22 protein-coding genes are annotated in these 25,715 nt (G+C 65.1%); 10 read left to right on the forward strand and 12 right to left on the reverse strand.

Translation table 11 applies throughout. The features are described 5' to 3' along the window. Nucleotides 1-13: 13 nt before the first annotated feature. Together ABIB38_RS09445 and ABIB38_RS09450 are read right to left on the reverse strand one after the other, a co-directional pair. On the reverse strand, nt 14-700 hold the full coding sequence (locus ABIB38_RS09445; protein ID WP_429203502.1) for a lytic transglycosylase domain-containing protein: 687 nt from the start codon (nt 698-700) through the stop codon (nt 14-16). A gap of 5 nt (nt 701-705) precedes the next feature. Beyond that, nucleotides 706-2,424: a proline--tRNA ligase gene (locus ABIB38_RS09450; protein WP_429203503.1), complete on the reverse strand. Its 1,719-nt coding sequence runs from the start codon at nt 2,422-2,424 to the stop codon at nt 706-708. Nucleotides 2,425-2,646: 222 nt separating this feature from the next. Here ABIB38_RS09450 and ABIB38_RS09455 point away from each other — a divergent pair, with 222 nt between their 5' ends. The 3 genes from ABIB38_RS09455 (at nt 2,647) to ABIB38_RS09465 (ending at nt 5,380) form a co-directional block, all read left to right on the forward strand. Further along, nucleotides 2,647-3,279, forward strand: a complete 633-nt coding sequence (locus ABIB38_RS09455; protein ID WP_429203504.1) for an RNA pyrophosphohydrolase — start codon at nt 2,647-2,649, stop codon at nt 3,277-3,279. A gap of 114 nt (nt 3,280-3,393) precedes the next feature. Beyond that, on the forward strand, nt 3,394-4,893 hold the full coding sequence (locus ABIB38_RS09460; protein WP_429203505.1) for an aspartyl protease family protein: 1,500 nt from the start codon (nt 3,394-3,396) through the stop codon (nt 4,891-4,893). 58 nt (nt 4,894-4,951) lie between these two features. Next, nucleotides 4,952-5,380 (forward strand): DUF1841 family protein, encoded by a 429-nt coding sequence (locus ABIB38_RS09465; protein WP_429203506.1) that lies wholly within the window; start codon nt 4,952-4,954, stop codon nt 5,378-5,380. A gap of 120 nt (nt 5,381-5,500) precedes the next feature. Here ABIB38_RS09465 and ABIB38_RS09470 read toward each other — a convergent pair whose 3' ends face one another. The 3 genes from ABIB38_RS09470 to ABIB38_RS09480 all read right to left on the reverse strand — a co-directional run bounded on the left by ABIB38_RS09470 (nt 5,501) and on the right by ABIB38_RS09480 (nt 7,779). After that, nucleotides 5,501-6,967: a SulP family inorganic anion transporter gene (locus ABIB38_RS09470; RefSeq protein WP_429203507.1), complete on the reverse strand. Its 1,467-nt coding sequence runs from the start codon at nt 6,965-6,967 to the stop codon at nt 5,501-5,503. A 108-nt stretch (nt 6,968-7,075) separates the two neighbouring features. Continuing rightward, entirely contained in the window at nt 7,076-7,414 is a 339-nt protein-coding gene (locus ABIB38_RS09475; protein ID WP_429203508.1) for a c-type cytochrome, read from the reverse strand. A gap of 8 nt (nt 7,415-7,422) precedes the next feature. Beyond that, nucleotides 7,423-7,779 (reverse strand): c-type cytochrome, encoded by a 357-nt coding sequence (locus tag ABIB38_RS09480; protein WP_429203509.1) that lies wholly within the window; start codon nt 7,777-7,779, stop codon nt 7,423-7,425. A gap of 188 nt (nt 7,780-7,967) precedes the next feature. Here ABIB38_RS09480 and ABIB38_RS09485 point away from each other — a divergent pair, with 188 nt between their 5' ends. From ABIB38_RS09485 to ABIB38_RS09500, 4 genes are all read left to right on the forward strand, one after another. Next, nucleotides 7,968-8,813, forward strand: coding sequence for an AAA family ATPase (locus ABIB38_RS09485; protein ID WP_429203510.1), 846 nt, complete (start codon nt 7,968-7,970; stop codon nt 8,811-8,813). A gap of 68 nt (nt 8,814-8,881) precedes the next feature. Next, nucleotides 8,882-10,051 (forward strand): vWA domain-containing protein, encoded by a 1,170-nt coding sequence (locus ABIB38_RS09490; RefSeq protein ID WP_429203511.1) that lies wholly within the window; start codon nt 8,882-8,884, stop codon nt 10,049-10,051. Between the two features lie 219 nt (nt 10,052-10,270). Further along, complete coding sequence (locus tag ABIB38_RS09495; protein ID WP_429203512.1) at nt 10,271-11,461, forward strand: cation:proton antiporter; 1,191 nt, start codon at nt 10,271-10,273, stop codon at nt 11,459-11,461. Further along, nucleotides 11,451-12,593, forward strand: a complete 1,143-nt coding sequence (locus tag ABIB38_RS09500) for a YbdK family carboxylate-amine ligase (RefSeq protein ID WP_429203513.1) — start codon at nt 11,451-11,453, stop codon at nt 12,591-12,593. The genes ABIB38_RS09495 and ABIB38_RS09500 overlap by 11 nt, the downstream gene beginning before the upstream one ends. 8 nt (nt 12,594-12,601) lie before the next feature. On the opposite strand, the gene ABIB38_RS09505 is transcribed toward ABIB38_RS09500, so the two are convergent. The 3 genes from ABIB38_RS09505 to ABIB38_RS09515 form a co-directional block, all read right to left on the reverse strand. Further along, nucleotides 12,602-12,940, reverse strand: coding sequence for a hypothetical protein (locus ABIB38_RS09505; protein WP_429203514.1), 339 nt, complete (start codon nt 12,938-12,940; stop codon nt 12,602-12,604). 397 nt (nt 12,941-13,337) lie between these two features. Then, on the reverse strand, nt 13,338-14,336 hold the full coding sequence (locus ABIB38_RS09510; RefSeq protein WP_429203515.1) for a gamma-glutamyl-gamma-aminobutyrate hydrolase family protein: 999 nt from the start codon (nt 14,334-14,336) through the stop codon (nt 13,338-13,340). A gap of 79 nt (nt 14,337-14,415) precedes the next feature. Continuing rightward, nucleotides 14,416-15,258 (reverse strand): response regulator, encoded by an 843-nt coding sequence (locus ABIB38_RS09515; RefSeq protein ID WP_429203516.1) that lies wholly within the window; start codon nt 15,256-15,258, stop codon nt 14,416-14,418. A gap of 169 nt (nt 15,259-15,427) precedes the next feature. On the opposite strand from ABIB38_RS09515, the gene ABIB38_RS09520 reads away from it, so the two are divergent. Both ABIB38_RS09520 and parC read left to right on the forward strand, forming a co-directional pair. After that, nucleotides 15,428-17,425: a DNA topoisomerase IV subunit B gene (locus ABIB38_RS09520; protein ID WP_429203517.1), complete on the forward strand. Its 1,998-nt coding sequence runs from the start codon at nt 15,428-15,430 to the stop codon at nt 17,423-17,425. Nucleotides 17,426-17,576: 151 nt separating this feature from the next. Further along, nucleotides 17,577-19,919, forward strand: coding sequence for a DNA topoisomerase IV subunit A (gene parC / locus ABIB38_RS09525; RefSeq protein WP_429203518.1), 2,343 nt, complete (start codon nt 17,577-17,579; stop codon nt 19,917-19,919). 257 nt (nt 19,920-20,176) lie between these two features. On the opposite strand, the gene ABIB38_RS09530 is transcribed toward parC, so the two are convergent. The 4 genes from ABIB38_RS09530 to ABIB38_RS09545 form a co-directional block, all read right to left on the reverse strand. After that, nucleotides 20,177-20,668: a hypothetical protein gene (locus ABIB38_RS09530; RefSeq protein WP_429203519.1), complete on the reverse strand. Its 492-nt coding sequence runs from the start codon at nt 20,666-20,668 to the stop codon at nt 20,177-20,179. Nucleotides 20,669-20,814: 146 nt separating this feature from the next. Beyond that, nucleotides 20,815-22,236 carry a M64 family metallopeptidase gene (locus ABIB38_RS09535; RefSeq protein ID WP_429203520.1) on the reverse strand — a complete coding sequence of 474 codons (1,422 nt, stop codon included), beginning with the start codon at nt 22,234-22,236 and terminating at the stop codon, nt 20,815-20,817. A 39-nt stretch (nt 22,237-22,275) separates the two neighbouring features. Continuing rightward, nucleotides 22,276-23,496, reverse strand: coding sequence for a cyanophycinase (locus tag ABIB38_RS09540; RefSeq protein WP_429203521.1), 1,221 nt, complete (start codon nt 23,494-23,496; stop codon nt 22,276-22,278). A 67-nt stretch (nt 23,497-23,563) separates the two neighbouring features. Beyond that, nucleotides 23,564-24,001, reverse strand: coding sequence for a GNAT family N-acetyltransferase (locus ABIB38_RS09545; RefSeq protein WP_429203522.1), 438 nt, complete (start codon nt 23,999-24,001; stop codon nt 23,564-23,566). A gap of 173 nt (nt 24,002-24,174) precedes the next feature. On the opposite strand from ABIB38_RS09545, the gene argH reads away from it, so the two are divergent. Beyond that, nucleotides 24,175-25,572, forward strand: a complete 1,398-nt coding sequence (gene argH, locus ABIB38_RS09550) for an argininosuccinate lyase (RefSeq protein WP_429203523.1) — start codon at nt 24,175-24,177, stop codon at nt 25,570-25,572. Nucleotides 25,573-25,715: the final 143 nt, after the last annotated feature.

The raw sequence follows: 25,715 nt of genomic DNA on the forward strand, positions 1-25,715 counted from the left end.
AAATCTGCCGACCCTACGCAGGGTTGGCAGCTATGCTGCCGACGCGTTCCGTCGACGCAGGACTACCCTGCGCACGCGCATTCGTCGCCGGCGTGAATTCCCACTTCTTCCACGCCGCCAGCACCGCGTTCGGATACTTCGGCTTGCCCCGGCTGCCGTTGTAGCGGCCCAGCGCCAGGTACAGGTCGCCGCGCTCCATGTCGATATACATGCGCAGGATCGCGCAGCCGTAGCGCAGATTGGTCTGCATGTGGAACAGGCGACGGCGGTCGCCGTCGCCGATCACCCTGGTCCAGAATGGCATCACCTGCATGTAGCCGCGCGCGCCGGCGATCGAGATCGCGTACTTGCGATAGGCCGATTCGACCTGGATCAGGCCCAGCACCAGCGCCGGATCGAGTCCGGCGCGGGTCGATTCGTACCACACCGTCTCGAGGAACTCGGTGCGGGTCTGGACGTCGGGCATGCGCTTGGCGAGCCGGCCCGACATGGCGTCGAGCCAGCCTTGATAGCGCGCCCGCGCCTGCTCGGTACGGAAAGTCGGCCGCGGCGGGCGCGCGTCGGCGATGGCGTTGGCCAGGGCCAGGCGCACCGAATCCGACAGCGCTTCTTCCTTCTGGTTGCCGGCGAACGCCTCGCCCCCACCCAGGCCGAAGGCGCACGCGAGCACGGCGCCGCCCAGCCAGGGGGCGAGGCGCATCCGCATCACTTGCCCAGCTTGCCTTTGATGAAGGCGACCATGTCGGCCACCGGCACGCTGCTCGCCGCTTCGTCGCGACGGCCCTGGTATTCGAGGTTGCCTTCCTTCAGGCCACGCTCGCCGATCACGACGCGGTGCGGCACGCCGATCAGTTCCCAGTCGGCGAACATCGCGCCCGGACGCAGGCCGCGATCGTCGACGATCACGTCGACACCCGCCGCCAGCAGCTCGTCGTACAGCGTTTCGGTGGCGGCTTTGACCATCTCGCTGCGGTCCAGGCCCATCGGGCACAGCACCAGCTCGAACGGAGCGATCGAATCGGGCCACACGATGCCCTTGTCGTCGAAGTTCTGCTCGATCGCCGCGCCCAGGATGCGGGTCACGCCGATGCCGTAGCAGCCCATCTGCAGCGGCGCCGGCTTGCCGGCTTCGTCCAGGAAGGTCGCGCCCATCGCTTCCGAATACGCGGTGCCGAGCTGGAACACGTGGCCCACCTCGATGCCGCGCTCGATCGCCAGCACGCCCTGGCCGTCCGGCGAAGCGTCGCCCTCGACCACGTTGCGCAGGTCGGCCACCAATGGTTCCGGCATATCCCGGCCCCAGTTGGCGCCCATGTAGTGGAAGTCCGCCTCGTTGGCGCCGCACACGAAGTCGGCCATGTTGGCGACGGTGCGGTCGGCAACGACGTTGACCGGCAGCCTGGTATTGATTGGACCCAGATAGCCCGGCACGGTGCCGAACACCTCGAGGATTTCGGCTTCCGTCGAGAAGCGGAAGTCCTTCAGGCCGGCGACCTTCGACACCTTGATCTCGTTGAGCTCGTGGTCGCCGCGCAGCAGCAGCACCCAGTACTGCTTCTTGCCTTCGTTCTCGACGGTCAGGGCGATGGTCTTGACGGTCTGCGACAGCGGCAGCTTCAGGAGCTCGGCCACGCTCTCGCACTTGGTCTTGCCTGGGGTCGGGACCTTCGTCAACGCCTGGGTCGCCGCGCCGCGGGCGCCGGTGGCCAGCGCTTCGGCCGCTTCGATATTGGCGGCATAGCTCGACGTCGGGCAGTACACCAGCGCGTCTTCGCCGGTGCTGGCGATGACGTGGAATTCATGCGAGCCGGTGCCGCCGATGGCGCCGTTGTCGGCCGCCACCGCACGGAACTTCAGGCCGAAGCGGTTGAAGATCCGGGTATAGGCGTCGAACATGGTCTGGTAGGACTTCTGCATGCCTTCCAGGTCGCGGTCGAACGAATAGGCGTCCTTCATGGTGAATTCGCGGCCGCGCATCAGGCCGAAGCGCGGACGGCGCTCGTCGCGGAACTTGGTCTGGATGTGATAGAAGTTGATCGGCAGCTGGCGGTACGATTTGATTTCACTGCGCACGACGTCGGTGACCACTTCCTCGGAGGTCGGCTGGATCGCGAAATCGCGGCCGTGACGATCCTTGACGCGCATCAACTCGTCGCCCATCTTGTCCCAGCGGCCCGTCTCTTGCCACAGCTCGGCCGGCTGCACCAGCGGCATCAGGAGTTCGATCGCGCCCGCGCGGTTCATTTCTTCACGGACAATCGCCTCGACCTTGCGGATGACGCGCAACCCGACCGGCATATAGGTATAGATGCCGGAACCCAGGCGCTTGATCATTCCGGCGCGCATCATCAGCTTATGGCTGACGATCTCGGCATCGGAAGGCGCTTCTTTAAGAGTTGAAATAAAAAATCGTGAGGCGCGCATATCAGTGAATTCTTTTTAAAAAGAGAGGGTTATAATCGACCTAATTTTAAAGGATTAGCCGGCTGATGCGTCCAATCTTTCTACAAACAGGGTCCGGAACCAGCAGCATGCGCCGTACAAACGGCGCCGACACCCCGCGGGCGTACAGAATTTGTAGGTAAAAACATAAGGACACGTGCCCACAAGGGACGATCCGCCGGCAGAAAGTATCGAGGTGCACTTATGCTCGACCGTGAAGGGTTTCGGCCCAACGTCGGCATCATCCTGCTGAACGCTAACAACGAGGTCTGGTGGGGCAAGCGGGTGCGCGAGCACTCATGGCAATTCCCGCAAGGGGGTATCAAGTACGGGGAGACGCCAGAACAGGCAATGTACCGCGAGCTCGAGGAAGAAATCGGCCTGCGCCAGGAGCACGTCAAGATCATGGGGCGAACCCGCGACTGGCTGCGCTACGAGGTGCCCGACCACTTCATCAAGCGCGAGATCCGCGGCCACTACCGCGGCCAGAAGCAGATCTGGTTCCTGTTGCGCATGATTGCGCGCGACAACGACGTCAACCTGCGCCTGACCGACCACCCGGAATTCGATGCCTGGCGCTGGCACGATTACTGGGTGCCGCTGGACGTCGTGATCGAGTTCAAGCGCGACGTCTACCAGCGCGCCCTGCAGGAACTGTCGCGCTTCGTCACCTGGCCTGCCCGGGGCCAGCAAGGCGAGCGGCGCCACAGCGCGCGCTACCTGCGCCAGCCGCATGGCAGGTCGCAAGGCGCCAAGCCGGCCCAGGACATGGTGGCTGCGGCAAGCGGCGCCGGTCCGGCGGGGCCGGAATCGCTGGCGTTGGCGCGAAACAAGTAATTTTGTCTGTACGGAAACGGTGGCCTGCGCCCCCGTTTCCGCCGGATTTCTCCCGCGCGTCATTTCATGCGCAAAGCATTGCCTCGCAGGCAACTCCAGCCAGTAGAATGGGGCATGACTTTCATTGCCCCAGTGCTGAGCGTGTTTCTCGCTCCCCTCCTCTTTCTCCTGCCTCTGCATGCCGCGGCGCAAACGGCGTGCCAGTTCCTGCAGGTGGCGCAGGTGCCGCTGCACTATGCCGGCTCGGGTCTGGGGTTGACGATGACCGGCGAGATCAATGGCAAGCGCGCCACCATGCTGCCCGATACCGGATCCGGGATCACTTACCTGACCCGCACCGGGGTCGAGCGCCATGGCCTGACCCAGCGGCCCACCGGCAGCTACGTCCAGGGCATCGCCGGCAAGTCGCGTCTGTACGACGCCAAGGTGACGGAGTTCGTCATCGGGCCGGTGCGCGCCCGCGACCTGTACCTGTCGGTCGTCGGCGAAACCTCGTTTACGCCGCCGTTCGACGCCATCGTCGGCGCCGCCTTCCTGCTGCAAAGCGACCTCGAATTCTCGCTGGCCACCAAGGAACTGCGCTTTTTCCGCCCGCAACGCTGCGGCAGCACCTGGCTGGCCTACTGGGACAAAGACGCGAGCGTGATCCCGTTCCGCCAGCACGATGAACTGACGGCGAATCCGCAGTTCTTCGTCCACATCAACGGCACGCGCCTGACCGCCATGATCGACAGCGGCGCATCGGTCACGACCGTCACCAGGCGCGCGGCGCATCGCGCCGGCATCGACCTCGATGGCCCGCGCGCGCAGCGCGTGGCCAATGCCCACGGCGTCGGCAGGCAGTCGGTGGACGCCTGGATCGCCAGGGCGGACACCTTCAGGATCGGCGACGCCACCGTGCACGATCCCGAGTTCGACGTGATCGACAGCCAGCTGAACGTCGACGTGCTGCTGGGCGTCGACTTCCTGCGCGCGCACCGCGTGCTGTTCGCCATGAGCCAGGGCAAGCTGTACGTATCGTACCTCGGCGGCCAGCCGTTCGACTCGCGGCGCGAGGTCAGGCCCTGGATGCGCCAGGAGGCCGAAGCCGGCAATGCCGACGCCTGGTACACGATGGCGGGCATGGCGACTTCGGAGCGCAGCACGCGCAAGGATCCGGCGGCCGCGATCGCTTATCTGGAGCGGGCGGCAGCGCTGGGCCAGCGCGAGGCGAGCCTGTCGCTGGGCGTGCGGATGCTGGTGCAGGGCAAGCCGGAGCAGGCGGCCACGTTCTTGCGGGCCAGCCTGGGAGAGGGGCACACCGGCCGCAATGGCGCCCTCTGGCTCTACCTGGCCCGGCTGCGCGCCGGCGACCCGCAGGCCCGCGCCGAACTGGAAGCGCCATTCAGGGAGCGCAGCGACTGGCCACGTCCGGTGGTCGATTATTTCCTGGACAAGATCGACGGCGACGCGCTGCTGGCGGCGGCCGTTACCCCGGGACGCGCCTGCTTCGCCGCCAACCTGGCCAGGCTGCACGCGGAAATACTTGGCAAGCCGGCCAGCGTCGCCCTGCCCAAGGATTGCAAGGCGATCCGTGAGCGGTACCAGGACGCAGGCACGGACACGGCGCTGTGACGCCAGGCCGGCATCGCGCTACAATGCCGGCTCCCTTCCCTTCCTGCCGCATTCCGCCATGTTCACTCCGTCCTCGCACGACGTGCGCCGCTTTTTCTGCGAAGCCTACCGCAAGCACCGCAACGGCGAGATCCTGACCCCGATGGACGCGATCGCGGCCGACTGGATCGTCCAGCATCCCGAGTACCACGGCCAGTTCGAGGACGTCGAGGCGGCGATCGCGGCCGACTATTCGGTCGAGGGCGGCAAGGCGAATCCCTTCCTGCACCTGTCGATGCACCTGTCGATCGCCGAGCAGATCTCGATCGACCAGCCGCGCGGCATCCGCGCCGCCCATGACGCCCTGGTGGCCCGGCGCGGCGCGCACGACGCCCACCACGAGATCATGGAATGCCTGGGCGAGATGATCTGGGCCTCGCAGCGAAACGGCGTGCCGCCGGATACCGAGGCCTATATCGACTGCGTGCGCCGGCGCGCATTCGCGTAATTCATGCAATGCGCAGGGTGGACGGCTACGCCGTCCACGCGGTGATAGTTACCGGCCCCGATTTCGTGCCGGATGATCTGGCTGCCAACCATCACCGCGTGGACGGCCGAGCCGTCCACCCTACGACGACGCCAGCGCCTTGTCCAGCAGCGCGCGGCAGTCCGGGCCCAGGTGGCGCAGGTGCAGGCGCTTTCCCAGCAGGCGATAGCGCTCGGCCAGCGCGTCGATCGCCTGGATCGCCGAATGGTCGACCACCCGTGCCTGCAGGAAGTCGATGATGACGTCCTGCGGATCGTCCTTCGGCGCGAACAGCGCCTGGAACGGCGTCACCGAGGCGAAGAACAGCGTGCCCTCCAGCGTATAGATCTTGCGGCCCTGCTCGTCGTGCGAGACCGCGGCCCGGACCTGCTTGGCGTGCTGCCAGGCGAACACCAGCGCCGACACAATCACGCCCGCGATCACCGCCAGCGCCAGGTCGTAGACCAGGGTGATGCCCGCCACCAGCACGATCACGAACAGGTCGGCGCGCGGCACTTTTCCAACCAGGCGGAACGTGCCCCACTCGAAGGTCTTTTCGCACACCACGAACATCACGCCGACCAGCGCCGCCAGCGGGATCGCCTCGATCCAGCGCGCACCGAACAGGATGAAGGCGAGCAGGAACAGCGCGGCCGCGATGCCCGACAGGCGGCCGGTGGCGCCGCTGTTCACGTTGATCATGCTCTGGCCGATCAGTGCGCAGCCGCCCATGCCGCCGAACAGGCCGGCCGCGACGTTGGCCGCGCCCAGCGCCAGCGACTCGCGGTTCGGCTGGCCGCGGGTGTCGGTGATCTCGTCGATCAGGGTCAGGGTCAGCAGCGATTCGATCAGGCCGACCCCGGCCAGCACCAGTGAATAGGGGAAGACGATGCGCAGCGTTTCCAGGTTCCACGGCACGTCCGGCAGCGCGAAGCCCGGCAGGCCGCCGGCGATCGACCCCAGGTCGCCCACGGTCCTGGTCTCGATGCCGAGCAGCGCGCAGCCGACGCTGGCCACCAGGATGCCGACCAGCGTCGACGGCACCGCTTTCGTCAGGCGCGGCGTCAGGTAGATCACCGCCATCGTGACCACGATGATGCCGGCCATGACCGCCAGTTCGGAAGCGGCCATCCACGCTGGCGCCCCATCCGGGCCCGCCTCCTTGAAGTGGTTGAACTGGGCCAGGAAGATCACCAGCGCCAGGCCGTTGACGAAGCCGAGCATCACCGGATGCGGCACCATGCGGATGAATTTGCCCAGGCGCGCGGCGGCGAACAGCAGTTGCAGCACGCCCATCAGCACCACGGCGGCCAGCAGGTATTGCGCGCCATGCTGGACCACCAGCGCCACCATCACCACCGCCAGCGAGCCGGCGGCGGCCGAGATCATGCCGGGCCGGCCGCAGAAGCTTGCCGTGATGAAGGCGACGATCACCGCCGCGTACAGGCCGGTGAGCGGGGACAGATGGGCGACCAGGGCGAAGGCGATCGCCTCGGGCACCAGCGCCAGCGCGACGGTGAGGCCGGCCAGCAGGTTGATCTTCAGGTAAGCGGGGGTAAACGACGGCACGGCGGCTCCAGCGGCAAGATGACGATCCCCTCGCTGCGCTGCAACAAAGGGGTTCGCATGTTACCAGCTGACGCCCACGGGCGTGTGGCGGCCCTGCTACTGGCCCCGCTACTTCTTGACCACCAGCTGCGACGGCAGGCTGGCCAGATAGGCGCCGAGGTCGGCCATGTCCTGATTCGACAGCGGCTGCGCGATGCCGGCCATGATCGGGTTGACGCGGCCGTTGGCGCCGGCCCCGCGCTTGTAGGCGCGCAGCGCATGCGTGAGATAGTCCGCATGCTGGCCGGCCAGCTTCGGATAGGTCGGGTCGATCGGCTTGTTGTAGTCGGCGCCGTGGCAGGAGGCGCAGTTGTATTTCTGGGCCAGGGCTTCGCCGCGCTTGACGTCGTTGGCGGACGCGCCGAGCGACGCGGCGCCGAGGACCAGCAGGAGCATCGTGTTCTTCATGGCGGTCCTCATCGCTTGGCGGTCGCCTGGACCGACGATTGCTGGGAATAATAGGCCGCCACGTCGGCGATGTCCTGGTCGCTCATCGAGCGCGCGATGCCGGTCATGGAAGGATGCTTGCGGTCGCCCTTGCGATAGGCCTTGAGTGCGGATTCGATGTACTTGGCCGACTGGCCGCCGATCATCGGCACACGGTACACCTCGGGAAATGCCGTCTTGTAGCCGCCCGGGATGGCGTGGCAGCCGATGCACATCTCGATCTTGGCGGTGGCCGCCTGGGGATTACCGACCACTTCCGCGGCGGATGCGCTGCCGGCGGCGCCGGCAAGGAGCGCCAGCGCCAGTGGTACCAGAGTTTTTTTCATGGGCGTCTCGTTAGTTATATGTCGAAAATCGCAACCGCACAAAAACTTAGCAAAGGCTTACCAACTGGCCGATTCTATCCGAAGACTTGATACCAGTCTACAAACCGGCGTCCGGCGCGGGACCGGCTGCAGGCGCACATTTTTGTCATATACTCGGCCCATCTTCTTCGATTTCGCCCCCACCCGCCATGCATGCTTCTTCACGCTTCGAAGGCAGCGACAACTACGTCGCGACTCCCGACCTGAAACTGGCCGTCAACGCCGCGCTCACGCTGGGCCGCCCGCTCCTGATCAAGGGCGAACCGGGCACCGGCAAGACCATGCTGGCCGAAGAGGTGGCAAGCGCGCTGAACATGCCGCTGCTGCAGTGGCACGTGAAGTCGACCACCAAGGCCCAGCAGGGCCTGTACGAATACGACGCCGTCTCGCGCCTGCGCGATTCGCAGCTGGGCGACGAGCGCGTGCGCGACATCCAGAACTACATCGTCAAGGGCGTGCTGTGGCAGGCGTTTACCTCGCCCGAGCCGGTCGTGCTGCTGATCGACGAAGTCGACAAGGCCGACATCGAGTTCCCGAACGACCTGCTGCGCGAACTCGACCGCATGGAGTTCTACGTCTACGAGACGCGCGAGATGGTGGTGGCCAGGCACCGCCCGCTGGTGATCATCACTTCCAACAACGAGAAGGAACTGCCCGACGCCTTCCTGCGCCGCTGCTTCTTCCATTACATCCAGTTCCCGGACCGCGAGACGATGGCCGACATCGTGGGCGTGCACTTCCCGACGCTCAGGCAAGACCTGCTGGCGGCCGCGCTGCAAAGCTTCTATGCGCTGCGCGACGTCCCCGGCATCAAGAAGAAGCCGTCGACCTCGGAATTTCTCGACTGGCTCAAGCTGCTGCTGGCCGAAGGCGTGCCGGCCGAAGCGCTGCGCGCGGAAAACGCGGCGCCGCCGCTGCACGGCGCCCTGCTCAAGAACGAACAGGACGTCGCGCTGTTCGACCGCCTGATGGCCATGGCGCGGAACCGGCGATGATCACGGTCGCGCCGCGCGTGAAGGCGCACCTGGAGGCGCGCCTCGCGCATCACGCCGGAGGATAAGCGATGCTGATCGACTTCTTCCGCGCCCTGCGCGAGGCCAAGGTCCCGGTCTCGATCCGCGAATTCCTGACCCTGCTCGAAGCCCTGCAGCGCCAGGTGATCCTGCCCTCGCTCGACGAGTTCTATTACCTGGCGCGCCTGACGCTGGTGAAGGATGAAGCCCACTTCGACAAGTTCGATCGCGTGTTCGGCCTGTGGTTCAAGGGGGTCGACGCGGTGTTCGACGAGAAGGCAGAGATTCCGCTGGAGTGGCTGATCAAGCGCTTCGAGCGCGAGCTGACGCCGGAACAGAAGGCCCAGCTGGAAAAATTCGGCTACGACAAGCTGCAGCAGCGCCTGCAAGAGCTGCTGAAAGAGCAGAAGGAACGCCACGCCGGTGGCAGCAAGTGGATCGGCACCGGCGGCACCTCGCCCTTCGGGCACGGCGGCACCAATCCGGAAGGCATCCGCATCGGTGGAACGGGCCGCAACCGCAGCGCGGTCAAGGTATGGGAACAGCGCACCTTCCGCGACTACGACGACGAGCGCGAGCTGGGCACGCGCAATCTGAAAGTCGCGCTGCGCCGCCTGCGCCGCTTCGCGCGCCAGGGTGCGGCAGACGAGCTGGCGCTGGACGACACCATCCGCGCCACCGCCAGCAATGCCGGCTGGCTCGACATCCGCATGCGGCCCGAGCGCAAGAACCGGATCAAGGTGGTGATGCTGCTCGACGTGGGCGGCTCGATGGACGACCACGTCGAGCGCACCGAAGAACTGTTCTCGGCCGCCAGCAGCGAGTTCAAGAACATGGAGTTCTATTACTTTCACAACTGCGTCTACGACTACCTGTGGAAGAACAACCGCCGCCGCCACAGCGAGCGTTTCGACACCTGGGACGTGCTGCGCAAGTATCCGCCCGACACCCGCCTGATCTTCGTCGGCGACGCCACCATGAGTCCCTACGAGGTGATGGCGCCGGGCGGCTCGGTCGAGTACAACAACGAAGAGCCGGGCGCGGCCTGGCTGGCGCGCTTCGTGTCCACCTTTCCCCATTTTGCCTGGCTCAATCCGGAGCCGGAACATTTGTGGCAGTACCGGCAGTCGATCGCCCTCATCCGCCAGATCGTGAACAACCGCATGTTCCCGATCACGCTGGACGGCCTGGAACGGGCGATGCGCCTGCTCAGCAAGTAATTCCCGTCAACAACTCATGTCTTTACGCACTGTGTTAGTGCGGACACGGACAGCCGGGCAGGAATCGCTATGATCGAACCACTCGCCCGCCGCTCGCCGTGCCTCAACACAAGGCGCGTGGACGGGCGAGCCAGAACAATCGTGCGCGCCACGTCCGCTTGTAGAATCCGCGGACGCCGGGGCCAAGCGCACCGAATAAAAGAATAGAGGGGAAGACGAATGCCAGACCTGCTGTCCTTGTTGACGAGCCTCGCATGGCCGCTGGCGATCGCGCTGGCCTGGCTGGCCGGCGAATTCGGCCAGCGCTGGACCGGCCTGCCGCGCATCAGCTTCTATGGCCTGGTCGGCTTCGCCCTCGGCAGCACCCAGATCGGCGCCCTGCCCGCCCCCGACATGGGGCCGGTCTCGCTGCTGGCCAACGTCGCCTTCGGCCTGATCCTGTTCGAGCTGGGCAACCGCATCAACCTGCGCTGGCTGGTCAACAATCCCTGGATCGGCGTGGCCGGCCTGGTGGAGGCGGCGCTGACCTTCATCCTCGTGTATGCCGTCACCAGCGCCTTCGGCGTCGGCCGCCTGACGGCCCTGTTGATGGCGGCGCTGTCGATGGCGACCTCGCCCGCCACCGTGGTGCGGGTGGTCAATGAACAGAAAAGCTCGGGCCAGATGACGGAGCGGGTGCTGCACCTGTCGGCCCTGAACTGCGTGCTGTCGGTGTTCGCCTTCAACGCCATCATCGGCATCTGGCTGTTCCGCACCTATGACGCGGTGGGCGAAGCGCTGTGGCAAAGCCTGGTGATGCTGGCCGCCTCGATCCTGATCGGGGCCATCTTCGGCGTAATCGTGCCGGCCCTGCTGCGCGCGATCGGCAATCCGCAGCAGGACACCACCGTCGCCTTCGCCCTGGCGATCATCCTGCTGGTGGCCGTATGCGACAGCGCCGGCCTGACGCCGGTGGTGGCGGCGCTGGCCTTCGGCCTGACGGTGCGCTACCGGCGCGTCGCCTTTACCCAAACCCAGCGCAACTTCGGCGCGCTGGGCGAGGTGCTGACCGTGCTGCTGTTCGTGTACGCCGCCTCGACCCTCGACTGGCGCCTGGTCACCGCCGGCGCGCTGCTCGCCATCAGCGTGGTGCTGGCGCGCATGGTCGCCAAGGTGGCCGGGGTGACGGCGTTCGCCCACCTGTCGGGCGTCACCTGGCGCAAGGGCGCGCTCACCGGCCTCGGGCTGGCGCCGCTGGCCGTGTTCGTGATCCTGCTGCTCGAGCACGCGCGCTATGCCGGCCTGAAAGTGGTCGAAGAACTGTATGCGATGGCGGCCGTGACGATGCTGCTCGAAGTCTTCGGCCCGATCATCATCCAGCGCGCGCTGATCTGGGCGCGCGAAGCACCGGAGTCGAACCATGTCGCTTGAAGCCTTCAACGCCTCGCAGCCGCTCACCTTCGGGGTCGAGCTCGAACTGCAACTGGTCAGCCTGTCGGATTTCAACCTGACCGCGGCCAGTCCCGACTTGATGCACCTGTTGAAACGTAAACCGTTCCCGGGCAACGTCACGCCCGAGATCACCGAGAGCATGATCGAGATTAACTCGAGCGTGCACACGGGTTACGCGCCGCTGCTGGCGGAACTGACCGAAATCCGCGACACCCTGGTGGCGGCCAGCGACGTGCTCAATATCGGCATCGCCGGCGGCGGCACGCATCCGTTCCAGCACTGGTCCGACCAGCGCATTTCGGCCAAGCCTCGCTACGAATACCTGTCGCAGCTATACGGCTACCTGGCCAAGCAGTTCACGGTGTTCGGCCAGCACGTGCACATCGGCTGCGCCAACGGCGACGACGCGCTCTACCTGCTGCACGCGCTGAACCGCTACCTGCCGCACTTCATCGCGCTGTCGGCATCCTCTCCCTATGTGCAGGGCCACGACAGCCTGTTCGAATCGGCGCGCCTGAATTCCGTGTTCGCCTTCCCGATGAGCGGCCGGGCGCCGTTCATGCTCTCCTGGCAGGAGTTCACCGACGTCTACTTCGCCAAGATGGAACGCACCAACATCGTCAAGAGCATGAAGGATTTTTACTGGGACTTGAGGCCCAAGCCGGAGTACGGCACCATCGAGCTGCGCGTGTGCGACACGCCGCTCACGGTGGAGCGGGCGGCGGCGCTGGCCGGCTACCTGCAGGCGCTGTGCCGCCATCTGCTGGAGCGCAAGGAAGGAGCGCCGGTGGAAGAGATGCCTGTAGAGGACGACTACCTGGTCTACAACTACAACCGCTTCCAGGCCTGCCGCTTCGGCCTGGAAGGCAGCATCACGCATCCGAAGACCTACGACAACGTGCCGATGCGCGAAGACATCCTGGCGACGCTCGAAGCCATGCTGCCGCATGCCGAGGCGCTGGGCAGCGTGGACGCCTTGAAGCACCTGGCGGCGGCGGTGCACGACGGCAGCGACGCCACCATCCTGCGCCGCCACGTGGAGCGCGAAGGCAGCGTCGAGGGCATGGTCAATGCGGCGATTCAGCACTTCCGTGGCGGCAGCACGAGCTAGGCGCAGCGTCAGCCGGCCAGCGGCGCGGCCTTGCCGGCCCAGCCGCCTTTCATGAAGCGCGCCAGCAAGGGCTGGCGTGCAGGCGCCGGCGGCGGCAACTTGGCGTCGACCACGACCGCCCACTGGTCGGCCAGCTGTTCGCAGGTGGCGCGCAGCACCGGATCGATGTTCGGCAGGCGCGACAGCGCGCACAGGTGGCGCTCGATCACCGACGCCAGCTTGACGCATGGCTGCTCGCCGTCGCCGCGCGCGGTGTAGTTGGACATCAGGTGCAACAGCGAAGCAACCAGCAGCGTATCCGGGCTGCGCGGTTCCGACGGCGTGGTGTGGGAGGTGGACATGGTCATGCAAGCGTCTCCAAAATAGCCGGGTAGCGCTACGATCGGCAACGATCCGGCGTGGGAATATCGGCATTCGATATCGGCATTCGCAACAAATGCGAATGATTCTCATTTATTATTCACGCGTCGCGCGGCGAAAGCAAGCGTTTTCGGAAATGGACATAGTCCGGACGCACACGGGTGACGAATGATTCCTAGCGACAATAATGCGGGACGTTACAGCGAATGCCGTTAAGTTAAGCCGCTGAGCTAACCGTCAACTACGTCGTCCCCGCGCAGGCGGGGACCCAAGTTCTGCAAACGTTGTCGAAACGCTTGCAAGATTGGGCCCCCACCTTCGTGGGGACGACGTTTTTACGCTAACTCAAGAAGACTTTCGCCTTAACTTGACGTCATTAGGACGTTACAGGCGGGTTTCACGCGCCGCGCGCAGGAATTCATCGAGCACCGGCGTGCAGTCGAGCAGGTCGACGCCGCCGGCGCGGTGGAATTCGGGGTGCCACTGCAAGCCCATGACGAAATTGGCGCGCTGGTAGCGGATCGCCTCGATGATGCCGTCCGGCTCGGACATGGCTTCGACGCGGATGTCGCGCCCGAGATCCTTGACCGCCTGGTGGTGGATCGAATTGACCATCGCCCGCTCGACCTTGGGGAACATGCGGCCCAGCGACGAGCCCTTCGGGAACACGATGGCGTGGCGGTGCGCGTCGTACATGTCGTGCACGTGGGCCAGGGCCTCTGGCATGTCGGTGGCGACGTCCTGGTGCAGGGTGCCGCCGAAGGCGACGTTGATCAGCTGGCAGCCGCGGCAGACGCCCAGCACTGGCTTGCCGGCGTCGACGAATTCGTGCAGCAGTTCGAGTTCGTAGACGTCGCGCGCGCGGTCGCCGCTCCATTCGGGACGGGTGGGCGTTTCGGAATAGGTTTGCGGCGCCACGTCGGCCCCGCCCTGCAGCACCAGGCCGTCGAGATGGCGCGCATAGTGGCGCAGGGTAATATTACTGGGGTGTAGCAGGCCGTTGGTATTCACGGTGGGGATCATAAACACCAGCACGTCGCGCGACATCACCCACTGCGCGATCGATTCCTCGAGGTACTGCAGGTTCTTGCTGAGCAGGCCCTTGGCGCCGGCTTCCGGATGGAAAATGCGGGCCGAGACGCCGATGTGCAGCGTGCGCTGCATGAAGTCGCGGTTGAAGCGCTCGCGCAGCGAGCGAAAACGCGAGGTAATGACACGGCCGGCCAGGGCGACGGCATTGTCGCCATCGCGCAGGTAGCGGGCGGGACCGCGCGACTGGGCGCCGCTGGCGCGGCGTTCGGGCACCCGCACGCGGGTCTCGCGGCGCTCGTCCACGTCCGCCGCCGGATCGTCGTTGCGCTTGATTTGATCGTCTTCAGCCATGGTTATTAATATAACTTCGCCACTGTCGCGCACAATAAAAAGTTGTTACAAAACGTCGCGTTCCGCCGACACCGGCAAGCTATACCGGAAGGTCGAGCAGCTTCTGGAAGGTCAGCATCCAGTGGCGGCCGGCGACCGGCGTCGTGAGCAGGCCGCGCGCCCCGGCGTGGCGCGCACGCACGCTGTCGTAGTGAAAGGAATGCTCGACCAGGAACACCACTGGCGTGCGCTGCGCCCCGTCCTGCGACTTGATCGAACTGCACACCCTATACGGTTCGATGCCGACCGCCGCCGTGTTGATCAGCACCAGCGCCACCTTCGTTTCGTCGCACAGGCGCACCGCCGCGCACAGGCTGTCGGTCCATTCCACCGGCACCCGGCGCGGGTCGAGCACGCGCGCCACCTGGTTACGCAGCCCGCATTCCTTGTCGATGATCAGGACCGCCCCATCTACCGGCCCACGACGCAGGCGCGTGTAGAATGCCGGCGTTTCGCAGTCTGGCGCCAGGCGCGGACGGCGGCGCCGCTCGGCCAGCACGCGCCGGGTGGTGCGGCAACTCTGCTGCACCAGCACCTGGACCCGGGTCTCGAGCAGGTCGGCCAGGGCTTCATGCAGTTGCAGGGGGTCGACCGGCCGAGTCAGGGTGCGCCAGGGTCCGGCGCCGGGGTTGCCGGGGTCGTCGCCGATCACGAGCGCCGGCTGCAACGATGCGGGCGGCAGGCAGCCGAGCCGGGTCAGCGCGGTCGGGCTGTCGCCGTTGGCGATATACAGGTCCGGCTCTTGCAAACTGTCGTCATGCAGGCAAGAATACGGCGGCCCCGCGCCCGGCGCCCGCGCCAGCAGGGCGCTCATCCGCACGCATTCGCCAGGCGTGAACCCGAGCAGGCGTACGGACAACGGATAGCTGGACGGGTGCATCATTAATGCCCCTCTTTGGCATTGCCGTGGTTATCCAGCTTAATCTAGCACAAACGTGCGAAGCGAAAAGCACGTCACGGCGAAAACTACTGTATATTTAAACAGTAAAAAAGCCAAACCTTTTCCTACCGACAAGTTAGAATGCCGAAGCATTCGACAAACAACCTCCAAGATGGCCTCCAAGAAACCCGCTCCAGACTACAGCGAATCATCCATCCGCGTCCTCAAGGGACTCGAACCTGTGAAACAGCGTCCGGGCATGTACACCCGGACGGAGAATCCGCTCCACATCATCCAGGAAGTGATCGACAACGCTTCCGACGAAGCGCTGGGCGGTCACTGCAAGAACATCGGCGTGACCCTGAACCCGGACGGTTCGATCACGGTCGAGGACGACGGCCGCGGCATCCCGGTGGGCATCCACCCGGAAGAAGGCGTGTCCACGGTCGAGATCGTGTTCACCCGCCTGCACGCCGGCGGCAAGTTCGACAAGGGCTCGGGCGGCGCCTATGCCTTCTCGGGCGGCCTGCACGGGGTCGGCGTCTCGGTCACCAATGCGCTGTCGAAGCGCCTCGAGATCGAGGTGTGGCGCCGTGACGACCAGGGCAACGGCCAGCACCGCCTGGTATTCGCCGACGGCGATGTGATCGAGCCGCTCACGTCCGGCCCCGCCGAACGAGGCGGCAAGAAGAACGGCACCCGCGTCACCGCGTGGCCGGACGGCAAGTATTTCGATTCCCCGAACATTCCGCTCGGCGATCTGCAGCGCCTGCTGCGCTCGAAGGCGGTGTTGCTGCCGGGCGTGACCGTCACGCTCACCAACGGCAAGACCGGTGACGTCCAGACCTGGCGCTACGACGAAGGCCTGCGCGGCTACCTGAACGAAGCGCTGGCCCAGAGCTCGAGCGGCGAAACCCTGATCCCGCTATTCGAAGGCGCGCAATTTGCCGCCGCAGGCGACGACAGCTTCGCCGAAGGCGAAGGCGCCGACTGGGTGGTGGCCTGGACCGAGGAAGGCGGCGTGGTGCGCGAGTCGTACGTCAACCTGATTCCGACCGTGAGCGGCGGCACCCACGAAGCGGGCCTGCGCGACGGCCTGTTCGGCGCGGTGAAGAACTTCGTCGAGCTGCACGGCCTGCTGCCGAAAGGCGTCAAGCTGCTGCCCGAAGACGTGTTCGCGCGCGTCTCGTTCGTGCTGTCGGCCAAGGTGCTGGACCCGCAATTCCAGGGACAGACCAAGGAACGCCTGAATTCGCGCGACGCGCTCAAGCTGGTGTCGACCTTCACCAAGCCGCCGCTCGAGCTGTGGCTGAACCAGCACGTCGAATACGGCAAGAAGCTGGCCGAACTCGTCATCAAGCAGGCCCAGTCGCGCCTGCGTTCACTGCAAAAGGTCGAGAAAAAGAAATCGTCCGGCGTGGCGGTATTGCCGGGCAAGCTGACCGATTGCGAATCGACCGACATCACGCGCAACGAGCTGTTCCTGGTCGAGGGCGACTCGGCCGGCGGTTCGGCCAAGATGGGCCGCGACAAGGAGTTCCAGGCCATCCTGCCGCTGCGCGGCAAGGTGCTCAACTCCTGGGAAACCGACCGCGACCGCCTGTTCGCCAACAACGAGATCCACGATATCTCGGTGGCGATCGGCGTCGATCCGCATGGACCGAACGATGCGCCCGACCTTTCCAGCCTGCGCTACGGGAAGATCTGCATCCTGTCCGATGCGGACGTCGACGGCTCGCACATCCAGGTGCTGCTGTTGACGCTGTTCTTCAAGCACTTCCCGGCCCTGTTCCACAACGGAAACATCTGCATCGCGCGTCCGCCTTTGTACCGTGTCGACGTGCCGGCGCGCGGCAAGAAGCCGATCCAGAAGCTGTACGCGCTGGACGACGGCGAGCTGCTGGCGATCGAGGACAAGCTCAAGAAAGAGGGCCTGAAGGAAGGCGTGTGGAGCATCTCGCGCTTCAAGGGCCTGGGCGAGATGAACGCCGAGCAGCTGTGGGAAACCACGATGAACCCGGACACGCGCCGCCTGCTGCCGGTGTCGTTCGGCCAGTACGACATGGCCGAGTCGGCATCGCGCTTCAATATGCTGATGGGCAAAGGCGAAGCCGCCGCACGCCGCGCCTGGATCGAGGAACACGGGAACGAGACGGAGGCGGATATCTGATGAGGATGTAGCCTGCTAGATGACTTGGGTCCCCGCCTGCGCGGGGACGACGTGCCTGGGCCACTGGCCAGAAGACCGTCGTTCCCGCGCAGGCGGGAACCCAAGTGTGGCACCGCAGCCTCCAACGCCCGCCAGAACACGAATAATCACCATGACGAATCAACCTAGCCTTTTTGAGCAACAACACGAGCCCTCGGACGTCGAGACGCTCACCCTGTCCACCTTCGCCGAGCGCGCCTACCTCGACTACGCCGTCTCGGTGGTCAAGGGCCGCGCGTTGCCGGACGTGTCGGACGGCCAGAAGCCGGTCCAGCGCCGCATCCTGTACGCGATGAACGAACTGGGACTGGGCCCGACCGCCAAGCCGCGCAAGTCGGCTGCCGTCGTCGGCGACGTGCTGGGCAAACTGCACCCGCACGGCGACCAGTCGGTGTACGACGCGCTGGTGCGCATGGCGCAGGACTTTTCGCTGCGCTACCCGCTGATCGACGGCCAGGGCAACTTCGGCTCGCGCGACGGCGACGGCGCCGCGGCGATGCGGTATACCGAAGCCCGCCTGACGCCGATCTCGCGCCTGTTGATGGACGAGATCGACATGGGCACGGTCGACTACCAGCCGAACTACGACGGCTCGACCCTTGAGCCGCGCACGCTGCCGGCGCGCCTGCCGATGGTGCTGCTCAACGGCGCCTCGGGCATCGCGGTGGGCCTGGCCACCGAGATCCCGTCGCACAATCTGCGCGAAGTCGCGGCGGCGGCGGTAGCGATGATCCGCAACCCCAAGATCACCCACGCCGAGCTGATGACCCACATTCCCGGCCCGGACTTCCCGGGCGGCGGCCAGATCATCACCCCGGCATCATTGATCGCCGACATGTACGCGGTCGGTCGCGGCTCGATGAAGGTGCGCGCGCGCTGGAAGATCGAAGAGCTGGCGCGCGGCCAGTGGCAGGCGGTGGTCCATGAACTGCCGCCGGGCTGCTCGTCGCAACGCGTGCTGGAAGAAATCGAAGAACTGACCAATCCAAAGGTCAAGCCCGGCAAGAAAGCGCTGCTGCCGGAACAGCTGGCCCTAAAGAACACGATCCTGGGCGCGCTCGACGCGGTGCGCGACGAATCGGGCCGCGAGGCCCCGGTGCGCCTGGTGTTCGAGCCGAAGTCGAAGAACGTCGACCAGGGCGAGTTCATGCTGATGCTGCTGGCGCATACCTCGCTCGAGAGTTCGGCGCCGATCAACCTGGTGATGATCGGTGGCGACGGCCGTCCGCGCCAGAAGGGCTTGACGGCGATCCTGCAGGAATGGGTCGACTATCGGTTCACTACCGTCCGCCGCCGCACCGAATTCAAGCTGGGCAAGGTCAACGACCGCATCCACATCCTGGAAGGCCGCGAGACGGTCCTGCTGAACATCGACAAGGTGATCGCCATCATCCGCAATTCGGATGAGCCGAAGGCGGCGCTGATCGAGGAATTCAACTTGAGCGAACGCCAGGCCGAGGACATCCTCGAGATCCGCCTGCGCCAGCTGGCGCGCCTGGAAGCGATCAAGATCCAGCAAGAGCTGGCCGAACTGCGCAGCGACAAGGAGAAGCTCGAGGACATCCTCGAGAACCCGTCGTCGATGAAGCGCCTGATCATCCGCGAGATCGAAGCGGACACCAAGCAGTACGGCGACGAGCGCCGCACGATCATCGAGGAAGCGCAGCGCGCGGTGGCCGAGCAGAAGGTCATCGACGAGCCGGTGACCGTGATCGTGTCGGAAAAAGGCTGGGTGCGCGCGCGTACCGGCATCGGACACGATCCGGCGCAGTTCACCTTCAAGGCCGGCGACTCGCTGTACAAAGCCTTCGAGTGCCGCACGGTGGATCATCTGCTGGGCATCGGCGACAACGGCAAGGTGTATTCGGTGCCGGTCAATGCGCTGCCCGGGTCGCGCGGCGACGGCGTGCCGATCACCACGCTGGTCGATCTGTCGGGCGGCGTGCAAGGTAAGCCTGTACGTCTGCTGCATTACTTCGCGGGCAATCCGGAGACGCGCCTGCTGATCTCGACCTCGGATGCCTTTGGTTTCATCACCAAGGCCGGCGACATGGTCAGCCGCCTGAAGGGCGGCAAGTCGTTCATTACCCTGAACGACGGCGCGGCGCCATTGCCGCCGCGGGTCGTGACCGACACCGCCGGCGCGATTGCCTGCCTGTCGGAAAAGGGCCGCGTGCTGGTGTTCGGCATCGACGAGATGAAGGTGCTGACCAATGGCGGGCGCGGCGTGATCCTGATGGAGCTGGAGCCGAAGGAGAAGATGCTGGCGGCGCAACCGATCACGCAGAAGGGTGTGAATGTGGTCGGCACCTGGGCTGGTGACAAGGCGCGGACCGTCGAGCTGTTCGCGTCGGGACTCGAGCCGCACTTTGGCAAGCGGGCGCGCAAGGGCAAGGCGTTGTCGGCGAGGTTGAAAGCGCAGGATTTGGCGATGAGGGCGACCGACGCGTCGTAATCCCGAACGTTCCCGACGTTCAGACAAAAAATGCCGGCGCGAGCCATAATGAGGTTAAGTGAAGGCGAAAGTCTTCTTGAGTTAGCGTAAAAACGTCGTCCCCACGAAGGTGGGGACCCAATCTTGCAAGCGTTTCGACGACGTTTGCACAACTTGGGTCCCCGCCTGCGCGGGGACGACGTATTTGGCGGCTAGCTCAGCAGTTTAACTTAACCGCATTATGGCTCGCGCCGGCATTATCGTGTCAACCTCGGGGCTTAGTTGCGGGCGGCAGCCTTGTGCACGTCGGCTTGCGCTTCAGCACGCACCTGCTCGGTCTTGGCCGCAGCGGTGGCCTTGTCGGCTGCCGCATCGACTTGTGCCTTCAGCACTTTTTCGTCGGCCTTGATCATTTTCTTTTCGGCTTTCAGGTTGGCGTCGGCCACCTTCTCTTCGGCCTTGGCCATCGCCTTGGCGCGGTCTTCCGGATCGGCCTTGGCCACGTTCGCAGCCGCGTCGGTGTGCGACTCGACCAGGTTGGCGTGGGCCTTCGACTTGGTCTCGGCGGCCTTGGCCATGGTCTTGTTCACTTTTTCGTCCGCTTTGATGGCGGTCTTGATTTCTTTCTGTTCTGCCTTGATCACGTCTTTTTCGGCATTGGCTTCCGCCTTGACAATGCGGCTGTCTGCGGCGACGGTTGCCGACGTGGTTTGAGCGTGAGCAGCGGTAGCCATCAGGCCGGCGATGAGGGTAGCGATCAGTTTGTTCATGATGTATTTCCTTTCTGGTGGGTCGCTGCACGGGTCGGGTTGCCTGTGCAGTCGTTGTTGTTGTTCAGTGATTCCAGAATAGGCCGATCGCTTTGCCGGGTCTGTTAGTCAGCCCACAGTCAAATTGTCAGAGTTGTAAGCAAAGATTACCGCTGCAACGGGCCCGCATACAGATCGATGATGTCTGTGACACCGTCCTGGCACACCGGGCAGAACGAGTCGCTACGGTCGAACATCAGGCATTGCATGGCCGGACGGTAGTAACCGCTGGCTTCATAGTTCGCGCCTTCGAAGGCGCCGATTGCATGGCGGTGCGGCTGCTGCGCGAACAATGCATTGGTGCGCTTCAGGTCTTCATGGAACAAGGCGCTCATCTCGGATTCCGGACGATTCCCTGCGCGCAGCGCGGCGCGCTTCTTCTGGAAGACGCGCGCCGCTTCCTCGTATTCGGCCTTGGGCCACGGCGTCGGCAGCGGCGTGCCGTCCTTCACGTGGCGCTTCCATTTGAGCTTGGCGGGGTCGCGCAGCGCCGTGACGTTCGGCTCCCACGGTTCCATGCGGCCGCTGGCCGGCTGGTATGCCACGGGCGACGTGTAGTACTCGTCGGCCAGGCCCGCGAAATGGTGCCCGAATTCGTGCACGAACAGGTAATCGGCCCAGTCGTTGCCCGCCGCCGCGGTGCTGAACTGGCCGAAGATGCCGCCTCCGCCATAGGTGTCGTTGTTCACCAGGATCTCGATGAACTCATACGGCGCGTGCTGGGCGATGTCGCGCAGCGCGCGGTTGTCGAGCGTGAGCACGTAGCGTTCGCTGCCGAAGATGTCGTAACGCGTGCCCAGCGCGGACGGATGATGCACGCCGGTCGACGGCCGGCTGATGCCGGATCGCTCGGTCGGCACCGCCATCGCCCATACATTGAAATCCCCGGCGCGTTCGCGAAACGGCGACACCGAGAACAGGTGTTTCGTCAGGCGCCGCGCATCCTGTTCGAACTTCTTGATGTCCTTCCGGGTGTAGCCGTCGCCCAGGATCAACAGGTCGACCTTGTCGGGAGATGGGCCGCTGGCGTGGATCGCGACCGGTGTCGCCAGGGGCGGCGGCTGGCGCCTGACGACGTCCTGCGCAGTCGGATCGACCTCGACGCTCCAGGCCACCGAGAAATCGTTGCGCTCGTCGCGCTCGAGGATGCGCACCCGCACCGGCTGTTCAAATTGCGGGAACCGCACCGATTCCTGGAACGAACGGCTGATGCGGTTCGCCTCCCCGGTGCTGCGCCATTCGCCGAACACGGTCGAGAAGCCGCGCGAGTACAGCAAGTCGCCGGTTTTCGCATCGACGACCTCCACGCGGTTCTGGCCGCGGTTGGTGTCGTCGAGGTTGCGCGCCATGCTGCCCGGCCAAGGAAGCGGTTCGATCACCACGCGCTCGATGGCGTAACTGTCCTGTAGCGCGTTGCCGCTGTGGGTGTAGTCGAGACGAACCGTGGCAGGCTGGGCGGCCTCTACCTTCGGCAGGAACGTCGCGCCCAGCAGCAGCGCGGCAAAGGACTGGATCAGGAGACGGCGCATCGCGATTCCTCGGCAATCAGAGATCGCGCTATTCTAAGCTCATCGATACTGATACAGCGGCCTTTGCACCACGATCGGCCGGATATCGAGCCGCACGTTATACACCGAATAGGCTTCGCTGAATGCCGACTGGTAGCCGACGCTCTCATCGACGCGACTAAGCTTGAACTCGAAGCCGAGGTCGGGCCGTTCGGCGTTGGGGCTGTCCAGCGACAGGCCGATCGCGTCGACCTGGTCGCTGTCGATCAGCTTGGCCATCAGGTCGACCACCGTGCCGTTGCCGAGGATGTCGGCCGAGAACAGCGGGCCACGCCAGTACGGCTTCTTGGGGTCGACCTTGCCGTGCGCCTTTTCGGGCGCCGGCGTGAAGGTCTTGGTGGCCAGGTTGAAGCGGTCGCCATTGTCGAGGTAACTGAGGCGCCCGTTGGCGAGATTGAAGCTGCCGTCGCGGGTGGCGGCCTCGCTCAGGTCGACCAGCAGCGCGCCGCGGTAGCCGATCACCTCGACGTCGCGCTTGGCATTGACCACCATCGCCGTGTTCTCGTCGATCCCCAGGCCGATCTTGTAGCCCTTGGCCAGCATGGCCGGCAGCATGCGCGCGAAGCGTCCGCGCACCAGCAGGTGCTGGTCGATGAAGACGTCGTCGCCGATGAAGCCCAACCCGCGCGTGATCTGGCGGCCGTCGTCGACGCCATGCTGGAGGGTGGACAGGATCGAGCGCGGGTGGCCGAACATGGTGCTGCTCATGATGGCGGCGCCGGCGCTCGAGCCGGCGATCACGCCGCCGCGCCGGTACATGTCCCACAGGGCGTCGAGCACCTGCGTATTGCTGCCGTCGGACCGGCGCAGCACGCGCGTGATGCGTCCCTGGTCACCGCCCGAGAAATAGGCGCCGCCGGCCGTGCGCACCGCCTCGGCCAGCCGGGGGTCGTCGGCCGCCGCGCGCCCGTCGGCGCCATCCAGGCGCTCGGCGACCGGGACGAAGAACGCGTCGGCGCCATAGCGGTTCAAGCGCTCGACGAGATAATTGCCGGCCCGTTCGGGACTTGCCGAGGCGGAGGCGAACACGGCGATGCGGGCGCCTTTGCCACCCGCGAGCGCGACAATGCGTTCCCATACCGCATCATTGTCGGCACGCAGGGCGCCGCCGATGATGACGAGCGAGCCTTTCGGTGACTTGGGTTCCACGTCGGCGGCATGGCTGGCACTGCTCGCCAGCAATGCCAACGCGAGAATGGCATGGACGACGATCTGGAGCATAAGACTTCCTCTGATGAGCCATCAGAGTAAGCCTGATTCCAGATTCACGTCGCCATGTTGAGTCCGCTCAGGACAAATAGATGTTGGGGAAATACCGCTCCATCAATGTCTCTGGATGCAACGGCGGGGTAAACCCGAAGCGCGCGTAGAGGTCGTGCGAGTCGGTGGTGGACAGGATGAAGCGGCGCAGTTTCTGCAGGCTGGGGTGGCGCAGCACGACGCCGATCAGCTGCTTGCCATAGCCGTTGCCGCGGTACTCGGGCACGACGAACACGTCCACCAGGTTGGCAAAGGTGGCGTAGTCGGTGATCACACGCGCGAACGCGATCTGGCGGCCGTCGAGGTAACCGCCGAAGCACAGCGAATTCTCGATCGCGCGCTCGACGATTGGACGGGAAATGCCCACGGCCCAGGTCGACTGTTCACTGAGGAAGCGGTAGATCATCGGGATGTCGAGCCGGGATTGGTCGGTACTGACCTGGAAGCTGGAATCATTCGTAATCATTGGGCTTGCAATGCTGGCAAAAAAACCATTCTAGCGCCGATTGGCCTGCGTACTGCTCGCGATTGCGCTCGGCAGGGAGCTTTTTTTCGCGAGCTTTCTCCGGGTAATCTTCCTATCGGAAGACATCGGGCAACGCGGTTTATAATCGTCGGATCCCCAACCGGAATTCCACCATGACCGAACAATTCTCCAAAAAAGCCGAAGCCTGGTCGGCCCGCTTCTCCGAACCGGTATCCGATCTCGTCAAGCGCTACACCGCATCCGTGTTCTTCGACAAGCGCCTGGCGCCATACGACATCCAGGGCTCGCTGGCGCACGCCGAGATGCTGGCGGCCCAGGGCATCATCAGCGAGCACGATCGCGCCGAGATCGAGCGCGGCATGGCCCAGATCCGGTCCGAGATCGAGGCCGGCAGCTTCGAGTGGCTGCTCGACCTGGAAGACGTGCACCTGAACATCGAGAAGCGCCTGACCGAACTGGTCGGCGACGCCGGCAAGCGCCTGCACACCGGCCGCTCGCGCAACGACCAGGTCGCCACCGACATCCGCCTGTACGTGCGCGCCGCCATCGACGACATCCTGGTCCTGCTCAACGGCCTGCGCGGCGCCCTGACGGATCTCGCCGAACGCCACGCCGACACCATCATGCCGGGCTTCACCCACCTGCAGGTGGCGCAGCCGATCACCTTCGGCCACCACATGCTGGCCTACGTCGAGATGTTCGGCCGCGACGCCGAGCGCATGCAGGATGCACGCCGCCGCGTCAACCGCCTGCCGCTGGGCGCCGCCGCCCTGGCCGGCACCACCTTCCCGATCGACCGCCTGCGCGTGGCCAGGACGCTGGGCTTCGACGACGTCTGCCACAATTCGCTCGACGCCGTGTCCGACCGCGACTTCGCCATCGAATTCACCGCCGCCGCCTCGATCCTGATGATGCACGTCTCGCGCTTCTCGGAAGAGCTGGTGATGTGGATCAGCCCGCGCATCGGCTTCATCGACATCGCCGACCGCTTCTGCACCGGCTCGTCGATCATGCCGCAAAAGAAGAACCCGGACGTGCCGGAACTGGCGCGCGGCAAGACCGGCCGCGTCTATGGTCACCTGACCGGCCTCCTGACCCTGATGAAAGGCCAGCCGCTGGCCTACAACAAGGACAACCAGGAAGACAAGGAACCGCTGTTCGACACCATCGATACGGTCACCGACACGCTGCGCATCTTCACCGACATGGCCTCGGGCATCACGGTCAAGCATGAAAACATGCGCGCCGCGGCGCTGCAGGGCTATGCCACCGCGACCGACCTGGCCGACTACCTGGTCAAGAAGGGCCTGCCGTTCCGCGATGCCCACGAAGCGGTGGCGCATGCGGTGCGCGCCTGCGACCAGGCGGGCTGCGACCTGTCCGGGATGTCGCTCGAGACGCTGCAGGGCTTCTCGCCGCTGATCGAACAGGAAGTGTTCGAGGTGCTGACCCTCGAGGGTTCGGTGGCGGCGCGCGACCACGTGGGCGGCACCGCCCCGAACCAGGTGCGCGCGGCAATCGTGCGCGTGCGCCAGCAGCTGGCCGGGTAAGCTATTTGTCGTTACCTCCACTGGAGGTAACGACTCCCCGCGAAGGCGGGGACCCAAGTACTGCCAGCATCGTCGTTACGCGACATACTTGGGCTCCCGCCTGCGCGGGAACGACGTATCTGGGGCCTCGCCCAAGGCCCCAC

The sequence above is a fragment of the Massilia sp. UYP11 genome, from assembly GCF_050434805.1.
GTDB lineage: Bacteria > Pseudomonadota > Gammaproteobacteria > Burkholderiales > Burkholderiaceae_D > Telluria.

Coding starts and splice junctions, on each gene's coding strand:
- ABIB38_RS09450 (WP_429203503.1), bottom strand. CDS start 2,424: ATGCGCGCCTCACGATTTTTTATTTCAACTCTTAAAGAAGCGCCTTCC.
- ABIB38_RS09515 (WP_429203516.1), bottom strand. CDS start 15,258: ATGATGCACCCGTCCAGCTATCCGTTGTCCGTACGCCTGCTCGGGTTC.
- ABIB38_RS09490 (WP_429203511.1), top strand. CDS start 8,882: ATGCTGATCGACTTCTTCCGCGCCCTGCGCGAGGCCAAGGTCCCGGTC.
- ABIB38_RS09520 (WP_429203517.1), top strand. CDS start 15,428: ATGGCCTCCAAGAAACCCGCTCCAGACTACAGCGAATCATCCATCCGC.
- ABIB38_RS09545 (WP_429203522.1), bottom strand. CDS start 24,001: ATGATTACGAATGATTCCAGCTTCCAGGTCAGTACCGACCAATCCCGG.
- ABIB38_RS09460 (WP_429203505.1), top strand. CDS start 3,394: ATGACTTTCATTGCCCCAGTGCTGAGCGTGTTTCTCGCTCCCCTCCTC.
- ABIB38_RS09465 (WP_429203506.1), top strand. CDS start 4,952: ATGTTCACTCCGTCCTCGCACGACGTGCGCCGCTTTTTCTGCGAAGCC.
- ABIB38_RS09530 (WP_429203519.1), bottom strand. CDS start 20,668: ATGAACAAACTGATCGCTACCCTCATCGCCGGCCTGATGGCTACCGCT.
- ABIB38_RS09540 (WP_429203521.1), bottom strand. CDS start 23,496: ATGCTCCAGATCGTCGTCCATGCCATTCTCGCGTTGGCATTGCTGGCG.
- ABIB38_RS09475 (WP_429203508.1), bottom strand. CDS start 7,414: ATGAAGAACACGATGCTCCTGCTGGTCCTCGGCGCCGCGTCGCTCGGC.
- ABIB38_RS09535 (WP_429203520.1), bottom strand. CDS start 22,236: ATGCGCCGTCTCCTGATCCAGTCCTTTGCCGCGCTGCTGCTGGGCGCG.
- ABIB38_RS09510 (WP_429203515.1), bottom strand. CDS start 14,336: ATGGCTGAAGACGATCAAATCAAGCGCAACGACGATCCGGCGGCGGAC.
- parC (WP_429203518.1), top strand. CDS start 17,577: ATGACGAATCAACCTAGCCTTTTTGAGCAACAACACGAGCCCTCGGAC.
- ABIB38_RS09445 (WP_429203502.1), bottom strand. CDS start 700: ATGCGCCTCGCCCCCTGGCTGGGCGGCGCCGTGCTCGCGTGCGCCTTC.
- ABIB38_RS09495 (WP_429203512.1), top strand. CDS start 10,271: ATGCCAGACCTGCTGTCCTTGTTGACGAGCCTCGCATGGCCGCTGGCG.
- ABIB38_RS09455 (WP_429203504.1), top strand. CDS start 2,647: ATGCTCGACCGTGAAGGGTTTCGGCCCAACGTCGGCATCATCCTGCTG.
- ABIB38_RS09505 (WP_429203514.1), bottom strand. CDS start 12,940: ATGACCATGTCCACCTCCCACACCACGCCGTCGGAACCGCGCAGCCCG.
- ABIB38_RS09480 (WP_429203509.1), bottom strand. CDS start 7,779: ATGAAAAAAACTCTGGTACCACTGGCGCTGGCGCTCCTTGCCGGCGCC.
- ABIB38_RS09485 (WP_429203510.1), top strand. CDS start 7,968: ATGCATGCTTCTTCACGCTTCGAAGGCAGCGACAACTACGTCGCGACT.
- argH (WP_429203523.1), top strand. CDS start 24,175: ATGACCGAACAATTCTCCAAAAAAGCCGAAGCCTGGTCGGCCCGCTTC.
- ABIB38_RS09500 (WP_429203513.1), top strand. CDS start 11,451: ATGTCGCTTGAAGCCTTCAACGCCTCGCAGCCGCTCACCTTCGGGGTC.